We start from the raw sequence: 18361 nt of genomic DNA, 5'->3' as shown, positions 1-18361 counted from the left end.
AACACGCTCCCCATGAAACGCCTGAAATGTGCGCGCTAACATCGGCTGAGTACACCCCCTGTCTGCCGCCATCTTCGCAATGTTTCGTGTTGACAATTTCAACACAGCAGCATAATGTTGCCTTCAGTAAAACATTTAAAGGAGATTAACCGTGTCAAATATTCACTACCGCGCTTATACCTCATTGGGCGTGGCCAGCCTCGGTGCCATGCTGCTTGCCGCTTGCGGCGGCGGCGGCAGCGCACCGGACCAGGTTTCCGCGGCGGCGCCCACAGCACCGCTCTCGGCCCCGCCTGTCGCTCTTGCTGGCGAGGTCGGCACGCAGGCGGAAAGCAGCGCCCTGCGCTCGCTCAAGCCGAGCAATCCATTGACCCCGGCCCCGCCGCTGGGACTGCCGGCGCCGATCGGTACCACCCTGACGACGTTGCAGCTGATTAACAAGTCCATCTACCAGCAATACAACCTCCCGCTCACCTTCGGGCAAGTCTTTGCACCGGGAGCGTTTCCCGCTGGAACCGGCCTGCTGGGTGTTTACGCTGGCGCCCAGCTGCCCTTGCAGGTCAACATCAAGGCCAAGCACCCGGATGGATCGGTGCGTCACGCCGTCATCACCGCGATCCTGCCGCAGATGGCCGCGGGCCAGAACGGCACGCTGGCGCTGAACGCCGCCGCCGCCCCGCCGCCGGCCGCCGCGACGGGTCCGGAAGCCCTGCTGGCCAGCGGCTTCGACTCGACCGTCAAGCTGACCCTGGCGGGCCAGGTGTACACCGCCTCGGCGGCGGAACTGCTGCGCGGCACCGCGTACCAGACCTGGCTGTCCGGCCCGATGGTCAACGAGTGGCAAGTCTCGGCGCCGTTCAAGTCGGCTGCCGGCGTGAACCATCCGCACCTGAGCGCGCGCTTCGCCATCCGCTCCTACCGCTCCAGCAGCGATGTCCGGGGCAAGGTACGGGTCGACGTCACGGTCGAAAACAACTGGGCCTACGAGCCGGCCCCGAAAACCTTCACCTACGATGCCGAAGTGCTGATCAGAGGCAAAAGCATCTACAACATCGCCGCCCTGCAGCACTATCACCACGCGCGCTGGCGCAAGGTGTTCTGGCCCGAGCTCGAACCGTCGGTCCACATCAAGCACGACACGGCCTACCTGATCGCCTCCAAGGCGGTGCCGAACTACGACCAGAGCCTGACCATTTCGCCGACCGCGCTCAGCACCATGAAAACCACCTGGGACGCGGCCAAGCCGGCTCCGATGGGCATGGCCATGGTCGACAAATACATGCCGGCGGCGGGCGGGCGTCCGGATATCGGCCTGAACCACGCGTGGGGTGCGATGTACCTGCTCAGCATGGATGAGCGCGCCAAGGAAGTCACCGTCGGTTTGAGCGACCTGAGCGGCAGCTGGCCGATGCACTACCGCGACCGGGTCACCGGCCAGCCGGTATCGATCGTCGACTACCCGTTCATCCGCGACGTGCGCATCAGCGGCGACAGCTTCAACCGGGCGCTCAACCGCTGGGAAGACATGCCGCAGTGCACTCCCGCCATCGAGTGCAAGACGCCATACACCCCCGAGACGGCGCACCACCCATCGTTCTCGTACCTGCCTTACCTGGTCACCGGCGACACCTATCACCTCGACGAGCTGCACTTCTGGGCCAACTGGAACCTGATCAACCAGAACCCGGGCTACCGCAAGCACGCCACCGGCCTGGTCAAGAGCCACCAGGTCCGTGGACAGGCGTGGGCATTGCGCTCGCTGACGCAGGCGGCCTACATCGCGCCGGACGATCACCCGCTCAAGGGCTACTTCAACAAGATCGTCGACAATAACGTCGACTGGTACACCGCGACCTACGTCACCGCCAACAGCAACCAGCTGGGCTTCATCGACAACAGCGGCTTTGCGGCGGTGGCCTACACCGGTCCGGGCGGCCCGAAAACTGGCATGGCGCCATGGCAGGACGATTTCTTCACGTCCAGCATAGGCCAGGCGTACGAACTGGGCTTCACCAAGTCCAAGACGCTGCTCGACTGGAAAGCACGCTTCCCGGTCGGCCGCCTGACGGCGCCAGGCTATTGCTGGGTGGATGGCGCGGTATACGCCCTGTCGGTGCGCGCCACCGAGACGTCGCCGTACTTCACGACGTTCGGCCAGGCCTGGCAGGCCACCTTCCGCGCGGCGGATAATACCGACCTGGTCAACAGCACCGGCAAACGGTACGTGGACCAGCCGTGCGGCAGCCAGTTGCAGGCCGCCTGGCGCACCCAGCTCGAAATCGACAAGAAATCGGGCCGCACGCCATGGCTGGCAGGCGAGATGACGGGCTATGCAAGCTCGCCGGAAGGCTTCCCGGCCAACATGCAGCCGGCGGTGGCGATGGCGGCCAGCACCGGCATCCCGAACGCGCGCGCGGCGTGGGACGTGTTCGCCAAGCGCACGATCAAGCCTGACTACACCCAGCGGCCGCAGTTCGCGATCGTGCCGCGTTAATGTCCGGGGCCGCAAGCTGGCCCCAGACAGATAGGTAATAAATAATACCCCAGCCGCCGGGCAGGCCCCGGCGACTGGGGCGGCCTCAACTGACGAGTACCTGCCCCGCGGGCGACTCGCGCAGTACCGTGAGCGCGACCTCGAACTGCTTCCCACCCTGCGTCACCATCGCATCATAAGTCTGGCCGACGTTGAAGCTCCCTTCGGCCGCGGCCGGGAGACTGTCCACGGACGCCATGGCATCGCCAGGCATGGTGGTGGCCTTGGGTATCGGCCAGATGCGCCATCCTCTCCTGTTTTGCTCGGCAGCCCTGGTCTGCATAATGCTCACGTGGATGTGCGCCGTGTGAGGATTGGCGCCCGTGTACCGGTGTGGGCGAAATCCATACCGGCGCGACCAGATGGTCCTGTTGAAAATGACGTAATTGGTGGAAGGATGCCGCATGAGGGCACGCACCACGATCATCGGCACGATGCCGTCCTTGTCGATGTCGAGCGCATTGACGGAATTGCGCCTGTTAGGGTTGTGATCACTGGGCCCACGACAGTGACGCTCATCGCCAATGGCGCCGTCGGAGCGCTTGTCGCGCCGCGGCCAGCGTCGGTTGAGCTCGGCACGCAAGCGCAGCAGCGAAGGCGCGACATACCAGGGCCGCTTACTGCAGGAGCTGGCTACCCGCACTTCCCTGGAGCCGCGATCATCGGCGACGTCCGTCTCGGTGCCCGCCACCTCGAGGGCGCCTTGCTCTTCCGCACTGAGCTCTTCTCCGATGAATTCATCAGGGGTGTCGTCTTCCAACTCGATGGTGAGGTCGATGCTTCTGGCGCTTTCGCTTTCCAGTTCGGCGATATCGGCGTCAAGGGCGCCATCGGCCTCGTCGGCTTCGCCGGGCTCGTCCCCGGTGGGGTCGAGCTCCTGGTTTTCCATATCGCTTATGTCGGCACCGACCAGGGGGGCCTGGTCGCCGGTGGCGGTGGTGCCGCGGTGCTCGCCCTGAATGTCGCCCGCGCCAGGCTGGGCGCCGCCGAAACCTTGAACGGCGCCGCTGTCCTGGTCGCCGTCGCCGATCCGGATCGGGCGCAGCGTTGCGCCGCCGGGGCGGTCGGTGTGACCGCTGACACGGGCGCCACGGCGTTGCGCCGCCACCGGCGGCAAGCAGGCCAGGCCGCCCGGGAGTTGGAAAAATCCGCTGCTGACCAGCCACCGGCCATACTGCGCAATGCTCGGCCTGACGTCGCCCACCGGGATCACCAACTGCTCCGCGGACGCGTTGACGAGGCCTGCGAGCGACACCTCGCGCTCGAGCGTGTCGGTGCTCAGCAGATCGAAATCGACAACGCCGGCGCCGACCACCACGGTCAGCGCCGCCGGCAAGCGGCGAAAGCCGAACAGCGCCGGCGTGAACGGCACCGAAAACGCGAGTGGGGTCGTGCGACTGACTGGCTTCAATATTGCCGAACCCAACACTTGATCGTAGAACACGACAGCAACGCGCAAATGAAAATTCGGATCGAACTGCTCTTCTGGAATCCGGGAAAGGTCCAGTGTTCCGGTAACGGTGGTCATCATCAACTCCTTGTGTAAAGGGATGCAGCGACCTTCACTCTACGGATTTTCGGATCGGCCGCCTACCCACAGCGTCGCCGCTGCCTGTCTCCAATCATGAGCTCGTTTAAATGACCGGCTACCCCGGAAACTTAAGAAAACGCGGCGCAAGATTTCCCGCGCAAGTGTGGCCGCAATGAAAAACGGCGGGAAGACCGTTCGATCTTCCCGCCGCGCGGCGTCAAACCAACTGCCCGCTGTGCGTCAGCATGACCCTACGGCCTGCGCGAGCGTGGCCAGATTCCCCAGCGTGTCCGGCTCTGCTCGGCAGTACGTCGCGCAATGATGCTGATGTGAATGCGCGTCGTGTAAGCTGGAAAGAAGCCTTTTAGCCTGTATGGGCGGAAATTACGCGAGCGTAACCAGATGATCCCGTTGAAGATGACGTAATTGCAGGAGGGATGCCGGATGGCGGCCCGTATAATGACGATCACCCTGACACCGTCCTTGTCGATGTCGCACGCATTGACGGAACCACGGCTGTTGGGATAGTGGTCGCCGCGGCTCGACGGGAGAAGGGTACGGTCGCCCGTCTTGTCCCGGCGCGGCCAGCGCCGGTTAACCTCGAACAGCAAACGTCCGAGACACGGGGCAAGATACCAACGCCGGCGCTCTCTGCCGATTTCGCCTTTTGGCCCCTCATCGGCACCAGGTTCATCGGGGGCGAACTCCGCGATCGCCCCTTCAGGACCGGTGTCGCCCTGCTCGAGGGCGGCTATTTCCTCGGGTGTGAGCTCGTCGCCCACGAGTTGCTCGGGGTCCTGTTCCCCAATGTCAGCGGGGCCGTTCTGAAGGTTGGTATCCTGCAGGTCTTGATTCTGTTCCGGCTCCGGCGTTTCGTTAATGGTAGTCATCATCAACTCCTCGTTGTGAAGGAATGGTACGTCTTCGACTGTACGGAGTTTGGGATGGCGCGCCTAGCCACGGAGTCGCCGCGCCTTGTGGCCGATCATGAGCTCGCCAGAATGACCGACAGGTGCGGAAACTTAAAAAAACCGGCCGCAAGATTTCCGGTGCAAGCTGTGGCCGCAATGAAAAACGGCGGGAGGATCTCTCGATCCTCCCGCCGTTGGCAAGCTACAACTGATCGCTTATGCCGGCTTGTCGAACTTCTTCATCCATGCCGACAACTGGTGCGGACGCAGGCCGTCGTAATCTTCGAACGGCTGGTGAATCCACGGATTGTGCGGCAAGTCTTCCAGGAAGTAATCCGGACGGATCGAGGACGTGCCCTTGACCCAGATCACCGCCGATTTGACTTCGGTCACGCCGGTGAAATTCTCGCTCAGGTGACGCGTGACCTTGTCGAGCGTGACGCCCGAATCGGCCAGGTCGTCGACCAGCAAGATCTTGCCGGCCAGCGGGCCCTTGGTCATCGTCATGTACTTGGCGATGTCCAGGTCGCCGCGCACGGTGCCCGCTTCTTCGCGGTACGAGCTGGTCGACAGGATCGCCAGCGGCACATCGAAAATGCGCGAGAACACGTCGCCCGGACGCACGCCGCCGCGCGCCAGGCACAAGACCTGGTCGAACTTCCAGCCCGATTCGTAGACCTTGAGCGCCAGGCGCTCGATCAGGCGGTGGTACTCGTCCCAGGACACCCAGAGGTCATTGTCGGTCGATGGAGGGGTCGTCATGATGATTCCTATAGCTTGTTATTATTCGAACGGATGACGCAGGACGATCGTTTCGACGCGGTCGGGACCGGTGGAAACCATATCGACCGGGACGCCGACCAGTTCTTCGATGCGCTTGATGTAAGCGCGCGCGGTGGCAGGCAGCTCGGCCAGCGACTTGGCGCCGACGGTGCTTTCTTTCCAGCCCGGCATCTCTTCATACACAGGCACGCAGCGCGCCGCGTCTTCCGCGCCGACCGGGAAGATGTCGACATCGCGCCCATCGACCTTGTAGCCGGTGCACAGCTTGAGCGTTTCCAGGCCGTCGAGCACGTCGAGCTTGGTCAGGCACATGCCCGAGACGCCATTGATCTGGACCGAGCGGCGCAGCAGCGCGGCATCGAACCAGCCGCAGCGGCGCGCACGGCCGGTCACGGTGCCGAATTCATGGCCCACCGACGACAGGTGGTGGCCAACGCCGGCGTCCGTCGGCAGCTCCGACGGGAACGGTCCGGAGCCGACGCGCGTCGTGTACGCCTTGGTGATGCCCAGGATGTAGTGCAGCATGTTGGGACCCACGCCGGCGCCGGCGGCGGCATTGCCGGCCACGCAGTTCGACGACGTCACGTACGGATAGGTGCCGTGGTCGACGTCGAGCAGCGAGCCCTGGGCGCCTTCGAACAGCAGGTTGCCGCCGGCCTTGTGCGCCGCGTACAGCTGCGAGGACACGTCGCCGACCATTGGTTTGAGGCGTGGCACCAGGGCCATAGCGTCGTCGAAGGTCTTCTGGAAGTCGACCGCGTCGGCTTTCAGGTAATTGGTCAGCACGAAGTTATGGTAGTCGAGGTTTTCGCGCAGTTTCTCGGCGAAGCGCTCTTCGTTGAGCATGTCGGCGATACGGATCGCGCGGCGTGCCACTTTGTCTTCGTAGGCCGGGCCGATGCCCTTGCCGGTGGTGCCGATCTTGTTGGCGCCGCGCGCCACTTCACGGGCCACGTCGATGGCGACGTGGTACGGCAGGATCGCCGGGCACGCCTCGGAAATCTTCAGGCGCGATACCACTTCCACGCCGATGGCCTGGAGCTTGTCGATTTCGCGCATCACGTCGGGAACCGACACGACCACGCCATTGCCGATGTAGCAGGCCACGCCTTCGCGCATGATGCCCGACGGGATCAGCTGCAAGGCGGTCTTCTGACCTTTGATGACCAGGGTATGGCCGGCATTATGGCCACCCTGGAAGCGAACCACGCCCTGCGCGTTATCGGTCAGCCAATCGACGATCTTGCCCTTGCCTTCATCGCCCCACTGGGTGCCGATGACAACGACGTTCTTTGCCACGTTTTTCTTTGACATCACACTTAGCCTAAGTTTTTGAGAATCCAGTTACTGTTTTCGAGGACAAGTACGCGATCGCACTCGAACTCGTCCTGCTCATTGTCGTGACCCGGCAAACTCTGGATCACAACCTCGCCTGCTTTGCGCAGTTGAGCGATTTTTTCACGCAGCTCGGGGGCATTGCCCCACGGAGCCCGGATCGAATGTTTGCGCTCGGCGGTCGGCAAGAGCCGCGCCAGTTCGCGCAAATCGAGCGAAAAGCCGGTCGCGGGCCTGGCCCGGCCGAATGCTTCGCCCACATGGTCGTAACGGCCGCCGCGCGCCACCGCATTCGGCAGGCCGGGCACGTACAGCGCGAACATCGCGCCGCTTTCGTATTGGTAGCCGCGCAGGTCGGCCAGGTCGATCGCCACGTCGGCGCGGCCCAGGGCCGATCCGGCCAGCGCGGCCAGTTCGGCCAGCGCGCGCGTGATGCCCGGCAGCGCCGGCAAGACCTCGCGCGCACGCGCCAGCACATCGATGTCGCCGTACAGGCCGGGCAAGGCCAGCAGCGCGGCGCGGGTGGCCGGCGCATACGATACGCTGATCGCGTCCAGGCCCGGGGTGTCCTTGGCGCGCAGCAGCGTGTACAGGGCCGCTTCATCTTTTTGCGCCGCGCCGTCGCCGGCCAGCAGCGCGCGCAGCACGCCCACGTGCGACAGGTCAAGGCGCACCTGGTCGGCGCCGAAGCCGGCCAGGGCCAGCGAGGCCAGCGCCAGTTCCTGCACTTCGGCGTCCGCTTCCAGGCCGGCGTGGCCGTAGATTTCGGCGCCGATCTGCAAGGGTTCGCGCGTCGCGTGCAGGCCGCTCGGGCGGGTATGGAGCACGCTGCCGGCGTAGCACAGGCGGGTGACCGAATCGCGGTTGAGCAGGTGGGCATCGATGCGCGCGACCTGGGTGGTCATGTCGGCGCGCAGGCCGAGCATGCGGCCCGACATCGGGTCGACCAGCTTGAAGCTGCGCAGTTCGGTGTCCTGGCCGGCGCCGGTCAGCAGCGACTCGACGTATTCGAGCAGCGGCGGCATGACCAGCTCGTAACCGTAGGAACGGAAGTTATCGAGCATCAGGCGGCGCAGCTCTTCGGTCTTGCGCGCTTCGGACGGCAGCACGTCCGCGATATTTTCAGGCAGGAGCCAGTTCGGCATGGGCAACGGGAGATAGTTAAAAATCGGACAATATGGCGCGCACGGTCGTGCTAAATGTAGCGCCGAATCAGCGATTTTACAGGAAAATGGTTTAAGGGAGCCAACAAATGTGTGGGAGGGAGTTGTGGGCTTGTTACGTACAAGTCAATCCCAGGACTACTACCCTGTTGTTCTCACCACTACATCGTCGTTCCCGCGAAGGCGGGAACCCAAGTTCGCACCAATGCCACTGGCGGATCCGCGGACTTGGGTTCCCGCCTGCGCGGGAACGACGGTCTTGAGAACGGTGGATAACCGTTGGCAGCGCGCGACCGCTTTACAAACGTCCCCCAAAAGCAAACGGGCGGGCCTGCAACGCAGACCCGCCCGTTATTCATCCAACCGCCGGTGCTTACTTCTTGGCGGCGGCAGGCGCCGCAGCCCCGCCCGGACTACGGAAATACTTGAAGAACTCCGAATTCGAATCGAGCACCATCACGTCGCCATGGCTCTTGAAGGTCGCGCGGTACGCTTCCAGCGAGCGATAGAACTTGTAGAACTCCGGGTTCTTGCCGAACGCTTCGGCGTAAATCTGCGATGCCTTGGCGTCGCCGTCACCCTTGATCTTCTCGGCGTCGCGGAACGCTTCGGCCAGCATCACGGTGCGCTGGCGATCGGCGTCGGCGCGGATTTTTTCCGATTCGGCCGAACCGGTCGAACGCAATTCGTTGGCCACGCGCAGGCGCTCGGCCTTCATGCGGTCGTACACCGAGGCGTTGATCTGCTCGACGTAATCGACGCGCTTCAGGCGCACGTCGACGATCTGCACGCCGATCTGCTTGGCCTCGGCTTCGACCTTGCGGTGGATCGCTTCCATCACGCTGCCACGCTGGCCGGAAATCACGTCGCGCACGGTGCGCTTGGTGATTTCATCGTTCAGCGCCGCCTTGACGATCTGGTCCATGCGGGCGCGCGCGCTTTTCTCGCTGCCGCTGAAACTGACGTAGTACAGGCGCGGATCCATGATCCGCCACTTGACGAAGGTATCGACCAGGATGTTCTTCTTCTCCGAGGTGATGAAGCGGTCGGCGTTGGGCGTATCGAGCGTGAGGATGCGCTTGTCGAGGTAGATCACGTTTTGCAGCGGCGGCGGCAGCTTGAAGTGCAGACCAGGCTCGCTGATCACTTCCTTGATTTCGCCGAACGCGAACACCACGGCGAAGGTGCGCTGGTCGACCACGAACACGGTCGACGACAGCAGCATCAGCGCGACGAAGCCCGCAACAAGAATGGAAACTAAGCGGTTCATTAGCGGATCTCCCGATCACGTGAGGATTCGCGGCTGCGGTTGTCGCGCTGGCGCACCTGTTCGAGCGGCTGCATCACCTCTGCCGGCAGCGGCAGCGGCGCGGCTTGCACCGGCCCGGACTTGGCGCCGACGGCGGCGTCGTTGGCGGCAGTCTGCGCAATCAGTTTATCGAGCGGCAGGTACAGCAGGTTGCTGCCGGACTTGGCGTCAACCATGACCTTGCTGGCACTGGTGAAAATCTGCTGCATGGTGTCGAGGTACATGCGGTCGCGGGTAACGGCAGGCGCCTTCTGGTACTCGGTCATCACTTGCGTGAAGCGGGCCGCGTTACCGGTGGCGTTTTCGGTGACCATCGAGCGGTAGGCTTCGGCTTCCTGCATCAGGCGGAAGGCGTTACCGCGCGCGCGCGGCACCACGTCGTTGGCATACGCCTGGCCTTCGTTCTTGGCCCGTTCGCGGTCCTGGCCAGCCTTGACGGCATCGTCGAAAGCGCCCTGCACCTGCTCCGGCGGCTGCACCACCTGCATGGTGACGTTGTTGATCTGCGCGCCCAGGGCGTAGCGGTCGATGATCTTCTGCATCAGCAGCTGGGTGTCGAGGGCGACCTTTTCGCGGCCCTCGTAGAGCACGAAGTCCATCTTGCTCTTGCCGACGATTTCGCGCATCGACGTTTCGGCGACCATGCGCACGGTGTCGTCGGTGTCGTAATTGTTGAACAGCCAGGCCTTCGGATCCTTGAGCGTGTACTGCACCGCGAACTGGATCTCGATGATGTTCTCGTCATCGGTGAGCATCAGCGCTTCTTGCGGATTCTTGGCGCGCACGGTGCCGCTGGTACCGATTTCGACGGTACGCAGGTTCGAGACGTTGACCTTTTCGTGGGTCTGGAACGGATACGGCATGCGCCAGTTCAAGCCCGGACCGGTGGTGCGCGCGTATTTGCCAAAGGTCGAGACGATGCCGACCTGGCCTTCGAGCACGCTGAAGACGCCGCTGGCGAGCCAGATGAAGGCCACCACCGCCGCCGCCGCGCCGACCGTGACGCCGGCGCCCTTCATGTCGGGGCGGTAACCGCCACCGCCCGTGTCGCCGCCGCCCGGTCCCTTGGGACCGAACAGGCGGTTGAGGCGCTGGTTGAAGTCGCGCCACATCTGGTCGAGATCGGGCGGGCCGTCACCGGGACGTTTGCTGTCCTGCAGCAGGACAGTGGGCGGCGGCCGGATGCCGACGCGTTTGAGTAATGAAGCAAGCATGCTATCGAGGTCCGACAATGGTGGAGGTTAGAATTTCGGCCGGTTGCGCGTCCTGCGCCTGGTCCGCATCGTCTGCGTCGTGGGCATCATCAAGGTCGGACGCATCGTCTGCGTCGTCGCCATCGGGCGCGTCAACCGGTTCGGCATCGTCCTGCTCTTCAAAAAGGTGGCTGCGTTCCGGCGCGGCCTTGGCCGCTTCGACCACGGCGTCGCGCAGCATATCGAGGCCGGCGCCGGTGTGGGCGCTGATGAAGACGCGCGCAATATTGCCCGCTTCATCGCGCTCGACCGCAGGCTCCAGGCCGGCGGCGTCGATCTTGTTCCACACCAGGATTTGCGGAATATGATCGGCGCCGATTTCCTTGAGCACCAGGTTGACCTGTTCGATCTGTTCCATGCGCACCGGGCTGGCGCCATCGACGACGTGCAGCAGCAGGTCGGCGTGGATGGTTTCTTCCAGCGTGGCGCGAAATGCCGCCACCAGCTGGTGCGGCAGTTCGCGCACGAAGCCGACCGTGTCGGACATGACCACGTTGCCCACTTCCTCGCCCAGGTAGACGCGGCGCGAGGTCGTGTCGAGCGTGGCGAACAACTGGTTGGCGACGTACACGCCGGCCTTGGTCAGCGCGTTGAACAGGGTCGACTTGCCGGCATTGGTGTATCCGACCAGCGAGACCGAAAAGGTATGGCTGCGCCCGCGCGAACGGCGCTGGGTTTCGTGCTGCTTGCGCAGCTTGGCCAGGCGCGCGCGCAGGGCCTTGACGCGTTCGCCGATCAGGCGGCGGTCGGTCTCGAGCTGGGTTTCACCCGGACCGCGCAGGCCGATACCGCCCTTTTGCCGTTCGAGGTGAGTCCAGCCGCGGATCAGGCGCGTGGCCAGATGCTGCAGCTGCGCCAGTTCGACCTGCAGCTTGCCCTCGTGGCTCTTGGCGCGCTGCGCGAAGATATCGAGGATCAGGCTGGTGCGGTCGAGGACGCGGATATTCAGGCGTTTTTCCAGATTGCGCTGTTGGGCCGGAGACAGGGCGTGATTGAAAATCACGATCTCGATGTTCTGGTCCACGCAGGCCAGGCCGATTTCGTCGGCCTTGCCGCTGCCGACAAAGTAGGCAGCGTCCGGACTGGAACGCTTGGCGGTGATGGTGGTGATCGGGTCGACGCCTGCCGAACGGGCGAGCAGGGACAGCTCTTCCACGCTCGCGTTGAAGTCGCCAGCGCCGAAATCGATGCCGACTAGTGCTGCGCGCATAGGCCTCCCTGCAGGGCCAGGCGACCCGGGGTGGCGGCGCCCATGGCCTTACTCAGCTTCGGAATCAAGATTGAGATTAACCGCGCGTGCCGGAACAACGGTGGAGATTGCATGCTTGTAGACCATCTGGGTCACCGTGTTACGCAGCAAGACCACGTACTGGTCGAAGGACTCGATGTGGCCCTGCAGTTTGATCCCATTGACCAGGTAGATCGAGACGGGAACATGCTCTTTGCGCAAGGCATTGAGGAATGGGTCTTGTAACAGTTGCCCTTTGTTGCTCATAACAGCTCCGTGATGTTGTTGTAGTAAAGAATTGGAGGCGACTCGCTGGTTTTTCAAGTGCCGGGACCATCATTCTGTGAGGTCAATGATGTCCCTGAGTTACTGTAACCTGTTTTGCAATTGTCTGTCGGACGTGCGCACCTACTTGGACGTGCGCGCGAACGGGTTTTTACCCACGCGCAGCTCGATCCGCAGCGGCGTACCTACCAGATTGAAGGTGTCGCGGAAATGCTTTTCGAGGTAGCGCTTGTACGGCTCGCCGATGGCGTCGAGCGAATTGCCGTGGATGACGATGATCGGCGGATTCTGCCCGCCCTGGTGCGCATAGCGCATTTTAGGACGGATCGAGCCCTTGCGGCGCGGCTCCTGCTTCTCGACCGCTTCGATCAGCGCGCGCGTCAGGCGCGGCGTCGACAGGTCGGCGGTGGCGGCGGCGTAGGCTGAGTCGACCGACTTCATCATCGGCGCGATGCCTTGCGCCTTGAGGGCCGAAATGAAGTGCGTCTTGGCGAACGAGAGGAAATCGAGCTTGCGGTCGATGTCGATCTTGATTTCGTCGCGCTCGTCGGTGCGCAGGCCATCCCACTTGTTGACGGCCACCACCAGCGCGCGGCCCGATTCCAGGATGAAGCCGGCGATGTGCGCATCCTGCTCCGAAATGTCTTGCTGGGCGTCGAGCAGCAGGATGACGACGTGCGCTTCCGAGATCGACTGCAGGGTTTTCACGACCGAAAACTTCTCGATCGCTTCGAACACCTTGCCGCGGCGGCGGATACCGGCCGTGTCGATCAGGGTGTAGTTCTTTCCGTCGCGCTCGAACGGAACTTCGATCGAGTCGCGCGTGGTGCCCGGCATGTCGAAGGCGATCACGCGCTCTTCGCCGATCAGGGTGTTCACCAGGGTGGACTTGCCCACGTTCGGGCGGCCGACGATGGCGATCTTGATGCCGCGCGCGGCCGGTTCCAGTTCTTCCTGGTCGTCCGGACGCTGGGCGAAGGCTTCGTTGAGCGCTTCCTCGACCAGGTCGGTCACGCCGTCGCCGTGGGCGGCCGAAATGACGTACGGGTCGCCCATGCCGAGTTCGTAGAAGTCGGCCACGACGGAGCTGTACTTCATGCCCTCGCCCTTGTTGACGACGAGCATCACCTTGCGGCCCGACTTGCGCAGGAAGTCGGTGATGGTCTTGTCGTGCGGCGTGAGGCCCTGGCGGCCATCGACGATGAAGACAACCACGTCCGCTTCGGCGACGGCCTGCTTGGTCTGCAGGGCCATCTGGAACATGATGCCTTCCTTGGCGACCGGCTCGAAGCCGCCCGTGTCGATGACGAGGAAGGGGCGTTCACCGACCCGGCCTTCGCCGTAGTGACGATCGCGCGTCAGGCCAGGCAAGTCGGCCACGAGCGCGTCGCGCGAGCGGGTGAGGCGATTGAAGAGTGTCGATTTCCCGACGTTGGGGCGACCAACTAATGCGATTACCGGCTTCATGGTGTTTTTATTCGACCGCGATGGCGGTCACTGTCCCAGATTGTGTTTGAAAGATCAGGTTCGAACCGGCCACCATCGGTGGCGCCGTGATGGCGCTCCCGTCGGTGGCGGCGCGCGCCAGAAAGGAACCATCTTCCCGTGACAGGAAGTGGATGAAACCCTGGTAGTCGCCGACCGCCACCGTGCGCGAATACGACACGGGGGTGGACAGGCGGCGATAACTCAATTTGTCGTTTTTCCAGGCGCTCACGCCGCCTTCGCGGTTAAAGGCCGAGACGGCGCCCTTGTCGTCGGCGGCGAACACGAAGCGCTGGTCGACCGTCACGCCGACGTCGGACGAGAGTTCCTTGGTCCAGCGCGCGGCGCCGGTGGCGATGTCGAAGCAGCCCACGCGGCCCTGGTAGGACGCGGCGCACACTTCCTGGTCGATCACGACCGGGGTGCCGCCGATGTCGGTGACCCGTTCGAGTTCGGTCGCGCCGCGCGCTTCGCCGACCGCCACTTCCCAGCGCGCGGCGCCCGTGGCCAGGTTCAGCGACAGCAGCTTGCCGCCCGGCTGGGCGATGATGACATCCTTGCCGACCACCACCATGCCCGGCGCATTGCGCAGGGTCAGCGGCGGCGAGACGCGCTGCACGGTCCATTTTTTCTCGCCCGTCTTGGCGTCGAGGCCGACGATGCGGTTGTCGACCGAGCGCACCACCACCACGCCCTCGCCGATCACGGGGCTCGACAGCACTTCGCTGGACGCCTGGGCTTTCCACAGCAGCTTGCCTTCGAGGTCGTAGGCCAGCACGCCGCCCTTGGCGCCGCCGAAGACCAGCATGTTGCCGTCGGTACCGACGCCGGCGGTCAGGCCGGTGTCGGCCTTGATGCGCCACAGCTGCTTGCCGCTGGCGGCGTCGACGCGCGCGATGGCGCCGTCGGCACCGGCCACCACCAGCGACTGGTTGACCAGCGCCGGCGCGAAGACATAATCCTCGGCCTTGCCGATGTCGAGCTTCCAGGCGGTGCGCACGGCCATCGTGCCCTTGAGCTCGACCAGCGGCGCGGGCACGTTGCCCTTGGATTTGGAGGCGAAAGGATTAAGCGAACTCAGGGTGGAACAGCCGGCCATCAGGGCCAGCACACTCACACCGATAAGTTTCTGGGTAATACGCATAGTCATTGACCTTGTTCTGGGTAACTTGTTGATGCGGACCGAACGAACCTAGCGGGCCGCTCAGGCGGCCGCTTTGGTCTCGGGCACGCTGCCGCCGATGGCTTCGAGCTTGAGCTGGACCACGGCGCGGCCCGGATGCTTGTCGTCCATCGTGGCCAGCGCGGCCAGGTAGGCGGTGCGCGCTTCGGCGATCTTGTTCTGCGCTACCAGGATATCGCCCTTGCGGTCGGCCACGGCGCCGCTGAACTGCGGCAGGAAGCTGGTGCCCAGCAGTTTCAGGCCTTCATCGTAGGCTTTCTCGTCGAGCAGCACGCCGGACAGGCGCAGCTTGGCGATCGACTTGTACTCGTCGTTGCCGTTGTCGACGACCCATTGCAGATGGGCCTTGGCCGCCTTCAGGTCGTTGGCGTCGAACGCGCTCTTGGCGGCGGTCAGCGCCGTCATGGACGCGTAGGCGCTCTTGGCGTACTTGGTGCGCACGTCGCCGGCGATGCGCTGCACCTTGGCGTTGTCCTTGGCCGCGGCCGCGGTTTGCATCTGCGTGTACAGGCCCGACGCTTCAGCGGCGTTGACGCGCTCCTGGCGCTTCCACCAGGTGTAGCCCGAGTAGGAACCGGCGGCGAGGATCAGCAGCACCATCAGCATGGTGCCGTACTTGTTCCAGAAGGCCTGCATCGCGGCCAGTTGTTCTTGTTCTTCGAGATCGTATGCCATGTCATTCTCAACGTAGTTAAATACTGATTAATCGGGTAGAGCGGGGTGCCGCCTTGCGTCTAGTGATGGTAGTGCACGTGCTCGTGGTCATGCTCGTGGGCGCCGATGATCTGGTTGACCAGGTAGTCGACCACGTCGTCGAACGGCACGCTGGCCTGCTGCTCGCCCTCGGCGCCGCGCATCGACTTGACCGCCGCCGTGCGCTTGGCGATTTCATCGTCGCCCAGGATCACGGCGAAAGCCGCGCCGCTGCCGTCGGCTTTTTTCATCTGGCTCTTGAAGCTGCCGGGACCGCTCGCAGCGGCGCAATGTAACACAACATCCAGGCCGGCATCACGGATGCGCTCGGCCAGCACGAAGGCTTGCATGCGCGCTTCCTCGCCCTGGTGCACCATATAGACATCGCATTCGGACGGATCGTTCGGTTCTCCCGCCTCTTTCATCAGCTCCACCAGGCGTTCGATGCCCATGGCGAAACCGACGGCCGGGGTCGGCTTGCCGCCGAAGCTTTCGATCAGCGGATCGTAGCGTCCGCCCGCGCACACGGTGCCTTGCGAGCCGAGCTTGTCGGTGACCCACTCGAACACGCTGCGGTTGTAGTAATCGAGTCCGCGCACCAGGCGCGGGTTGACGGTGTACTGGATATTGTTGTGGTCCAGGATGCGCTTCAAGCCTTCGAAGTGCACCACCGACTCGCCTTCGAGGTAGTCGAGCAGCTTCGGCGCATTGTTCACCAGGTCCTGCATGGCGGGGTTCTTGGTGTCGAGGATGCGCAGCGGATTGGCGTGCAGGCGGCGCTTGGCTTCTTCGTCGAGCAGCTCGGCGTTCGCTTCGAAATAGGTGATCAGGTCGGCGCGGTGACGCTGGCGCTCGGCCGCGTCGCCGATCGAATTGATTTCCAGGCGAATGCCTTCCAGGCCCAGGTCGTCCCACAGGCGGCGGCACAGCATGATCAGCTCGGCGTCGATATCCGGACCGGCAAAGCCGACCGCTTCGGCGCCGACCTGGAAGAACTGGCGGTAGCGGCCGCGCTGCGGACGCTCGTGGCGGAACATGGGACCGGCGTACCAGACCCGGCGCGGGCCGTCGTAGACAAGATTGTGCTCGATGACCGCGCGCACCACGCCGGCCGTGCCTTCAGGGCGCAGGGTCAGTTCGTCGTCGTTCATCGCATCCTTGAACGAATACATTTCCTTTTCGACGATGTCGGTCACCGCGCCGATGGCGCGCTTGAACAGCGCCGTGTCTTCGACGATCGGGGTGACGATCTTTTGATAGCCGTAGCTCTTCAGGACCGAGTGCACGGTATTTTCAAATAATTCCCACAGCGGCGCATCGGCCGGCAGGATGTCGTTCATGCCTTTGACGGCCGTGATCTTCGTTGCTTTTTCTTTTTTATTTTCAGACATGTTCGATTAACTTCTTGCCGTAAGTGGTTTGTACGTAATTGAGGACGATCGCCTGGAATTCTTCAACGATTTTATCGCCGCGCAGGGTGACGGTTTTCTTGCCATCGACGAATACCGGCGCGGCGGGCGACTCGCCCGTGCCAGGCAGGCTGATGCCGATGTTGGCGTGCTTCGATTCGCCCGGACCGTTGACGATGCAGCCCATCACGGCCACGTTCATGCCTTCCACGCCCGGATACGACTTTTTCCATTCAGGCATCTGCTCGCGCAAATAGGTCTGGATGTTGTCGGCCAATTCCTGGAACGTGGTCGAGGTGGTGCGTCCGCATCCCGGGCAGGCGATGACCATTGGCGCGAATTTGCGCAGTCCCATGGTCTGCAGGATTTCCTGCGCCACGATGACTTCGCGCGTGCGGTCGCCCCCCGGTTCGGGCGTAAGCGAAATACGGATGGTGTCGCCGATGCCTTCCTGCAGCAGCACCGACAGCGCGGCGGTCGACGCCACGATGCCCTTGCTGCCCATGCCCGCTTCGGTCAGGCCCAGGTGCAGCGGATAGTCGCAGCGGCGCGCCAGTTCGCGGTACACCGCGATCAAGTCCTGCACGCCCGACACCTTGCACGAGAGGATGATCTGGTCGCGTCCCAAACCGATTTCCTCGGCGCGCAGCGCATTGTCGATGGCCGAGGTGATCAGCGCCTCGTACATCACCGCCTGCGCGCTCCAGGGTTCGGCGCGCTGGGCGTTTTCGTCCATGATGCGCGCCAGCAGCGACTGGTCCAGGCTGCCCCAGTTCACGCCGATGCGCACCGGCTTGTTGTACGTGATGGCCGCTTCGATCATCTGGGCGAACTGGCTGTCGCGCTTGGCGCCCTGCCCCACGTTGCCCGGATTGATGCGGTACTTCGACAGCGCGCGCGCGCACTCGGGGAAGTCGCGCAGCAAGGTGTGGCCGTTGTAATGGAAGTCGCCCACCAGCGGCACGTCGATTTCCATCTTGTCGAGCTGTTCGCGGATCAGTGGCACGGCTGCGGCGGCTTCGGGCTTGTCGACCGTGATGCGCACCATTTCGGAGCCGGCGCGGGCCAGTTCCTTGACCTGGATCGCGGTGCCGATCACGTCGGCCGTGTCGGTGTTGGTCATCGACTGCACCACCACGGGGGCGTCGCCGCCGACCCAGATTTTGCGTTCGCCATGCGACACCAGCACGCGCCGGCTGCTGCGCCGCGCGAGGGGCCCGGAGGGGATCGCCAGATTCGAAGAAGACATGAACAAAGACC

At 63.6% G+C, this 18361-nt stretch carries 15 protein-coding genes; 1 reads left to right on the top strand and 14 read right to left on the bottom strand.

Translation table 11 applies throughout. The annotated features are described in order from the left end of the window. Positions 1 to 151 precede the first annotated feature (151 nt). The gene (locus CR152_RS17305) at positions 152 to 2494 is read left to right on the top strand and encodes a hypothetical protein (RefSeq protein ID WP_229413431.1); all 2343 of its coding nucleotides are present in this window, start codon (positions 152 to 154) and stop codon (positions 2492 to 2494) included. A gap of 85 nt (positions 2495 to 2579) precedes the next feature. On the opposite strand, the gene CR152_RS17300 is transcribed toward CR152_RS17305, so the two are convergent. The 14 genes from CR152_RS17300 to ispG all read right to left on the bottom strand — a co-directional run bounded on the left by CR152_RS17300 (position 2580) and on the right by ispG (position 18350). Beyond that, entirely contained in the window at positions 2580 to 4064 is a 1485-nt protein-coding gene (locus CR152_RS17300) for a hypothetical protein (RefSeq protein ID WP_157778562.1), read from the bottom strand. A 251-nt stretch (positions 4065 to 4315) separates the two neighbouring features. After that, positions 4316 to 4957: a hypothetical protein gene (locus CR152_RS17295; RefSeq protein WP_099876398.1), complete on the bottom strand. Its 642-nt coding sequence runs from the start codon at positions 4955 to 4957 to the stop codon at positions 4316 to 4318. A 234-nt stretch (positions 4958 to 5191) separates the two neighbouring features. Further along, positions 5192 to 5737: a phosphoribosyltransferase gene (locus CR152_RS17290; RefSeq protein ID WP_099876397.1), complete on the bottom strand. Its 546-nt coding sequence runs from the start codon at positions 5735 to 5737 to the stop codon at positions 5192 to 5194. Positions 5738 to 5758: 21 nt separating this feature from the next. Continuing rightward, on the bottom strand, positions 5759 to 7072 hold the full coding sequence (locus CR152_RS17285) for an adenylosuccinate synthase (RefSeq protein WP_099876395.1): 1314 nt from the start codon (positions 7070 to 7072) through the stop codon (positions 5759 to 5761). Positions 7073 to 7077: 5 nt separating this feature from the next. Continuing rightward, a complete protein-coding gene (locus tag CR152_RS17280) occupies positions 7078 to 8238 on the bottom strand; it encodes an ATP phosphoribosyltransferase regulatory subunit (RefSeq protein ID WP_099876394.1) in 1161 nt (386 codons plus the stop codon). A 391-nt stretch (positions 8239 to 8629) separates the two neighbouring features. Next, a complete protein-coding gene (hflC, locus tag CR152_RS17275; RefSeq protein WP_099876392.1) occupies positions 8630 to 9526 on the bottom strand; it encodes a protease modulator HflC in 897 nt (298 codons plus the stop codon). After that, positions 9526 to 10779, bottom strand: a complete 1254-nt coding sequence (gene hflK, locus CR152_RS17270) for an FtsH protease activity modulator HflK (RefSeq protein WP_099882428.1) — start codon at positions 10777 to 10779, stop codon at positions 9526 to 9528. The genes hflC and hflK overlap by 1 nt, the downstream gene beginning before the upstream one ends. A gap of 1 nt (position 10780) precedes the next feature. After that, positions 10781 to 12028 carry a GTPase HflX gene (hflX, locus tag CR152_RS17265; protein WP_099876391.1) on the bottom strand — a complete coding sequence of 416 codons (1248 nt, stop codon included), beginning with the start codon at positions 12026 to 12028 and terminating at the stop codon, positions 10781 to 10783. A gap of 48 nt (positions 12029 to 12076) precedes the next feature. After that, positions 12077 to 12313: an RNA chaperone Hfq gene (gene hfq, locus CR152_RS17260; RefSeq protein ID WP_026354376.1), complete on the bottom strand. Its 237-nt coding sequence runs from the start codon at positions 12311 to 12313 to the stop codon at positions 12077 to 12079. 141 nt (positions 12314 to 12454) lie between these two features. Then, a complete protein-coding gene (der, locus tag CR152_RS17255) occupies positions 12455 to 13798 on the bottom strand; it encodes a ribosome biogenesis GTPase Der (protein WP_099876389.1) in 1344 nt (447 codons plus the stop codon). A 7-nt stretch (positions 13799 to 13805) separates the two neighbouring features. After that, entirely contained in the window at positions 13806 to 14960 is a 1155-nt protein-coding gene (bamB, locus tag CR152_RS17250; protein WP_099876387.1) for an outer membrane protein assembly factor BamB, read from the bottom strand. A gap of 60 nt (positions 14961 to 15020) precedes the next feature. Beyond that, positions 15021 to 15674 carry a YfgM family protein gene (locus tag CR152_RS17245; RefSeq protein ID WP_099876385.1) on the bottom strand — a complete coding sequence of 218 codons (654 nt, stop codon included), beginning with the start codon at positions 15672 to 15674 and terminating at the stop codon, positions 15021 to 15023. A gap of 59 nt (positions 15675 to 15733) precedes the next feature. Continuing rightward, a complete protein-coding gene (hisS, locus tag CR152_RS17240; RefSeq protein ID WP_099876383.1) occupies positions 15734 to 17083 on the bottom strand; it encodes a histidine--tRNA ligase in 1350 nt (449 codons plus the stop codon). After that, on the bottom strand, positions 17076 to 18350 hold the full coding sequence (gene ispG, locus CR152_RS17235) for a flavodoxin-dependent (E)-4-hydroxy-3-methylbut-2-enyl-diphosphate synthase (RefSeq protein ID WP_099882426.1): 1275 nt from the start codon (positions 18348 to 18350) through the stop codon (positions 17076 to 17078). Before ispG ends, hisS begins: the two co-directional genes overlap by 8 nt. Positions 18351 to 18361: the final 11 nt, after the last annotated feature.

Origin of the sequence: Massilia violaceinigra (assembly GCF_002752675.1) — a bacterium.
Classification (GTDB): domain Bacteria; phylum Pseudomonadota; class Gammaproteobacteria; order Burkholderiales; family Burkholderiaceae_D; genus Telluria_A; species Telluria_A violaceinigra.
Note: the sequence above shows the minus strand (reverse complement) of the source record. Positions and strands in the feature narration are given on the sequence as shown.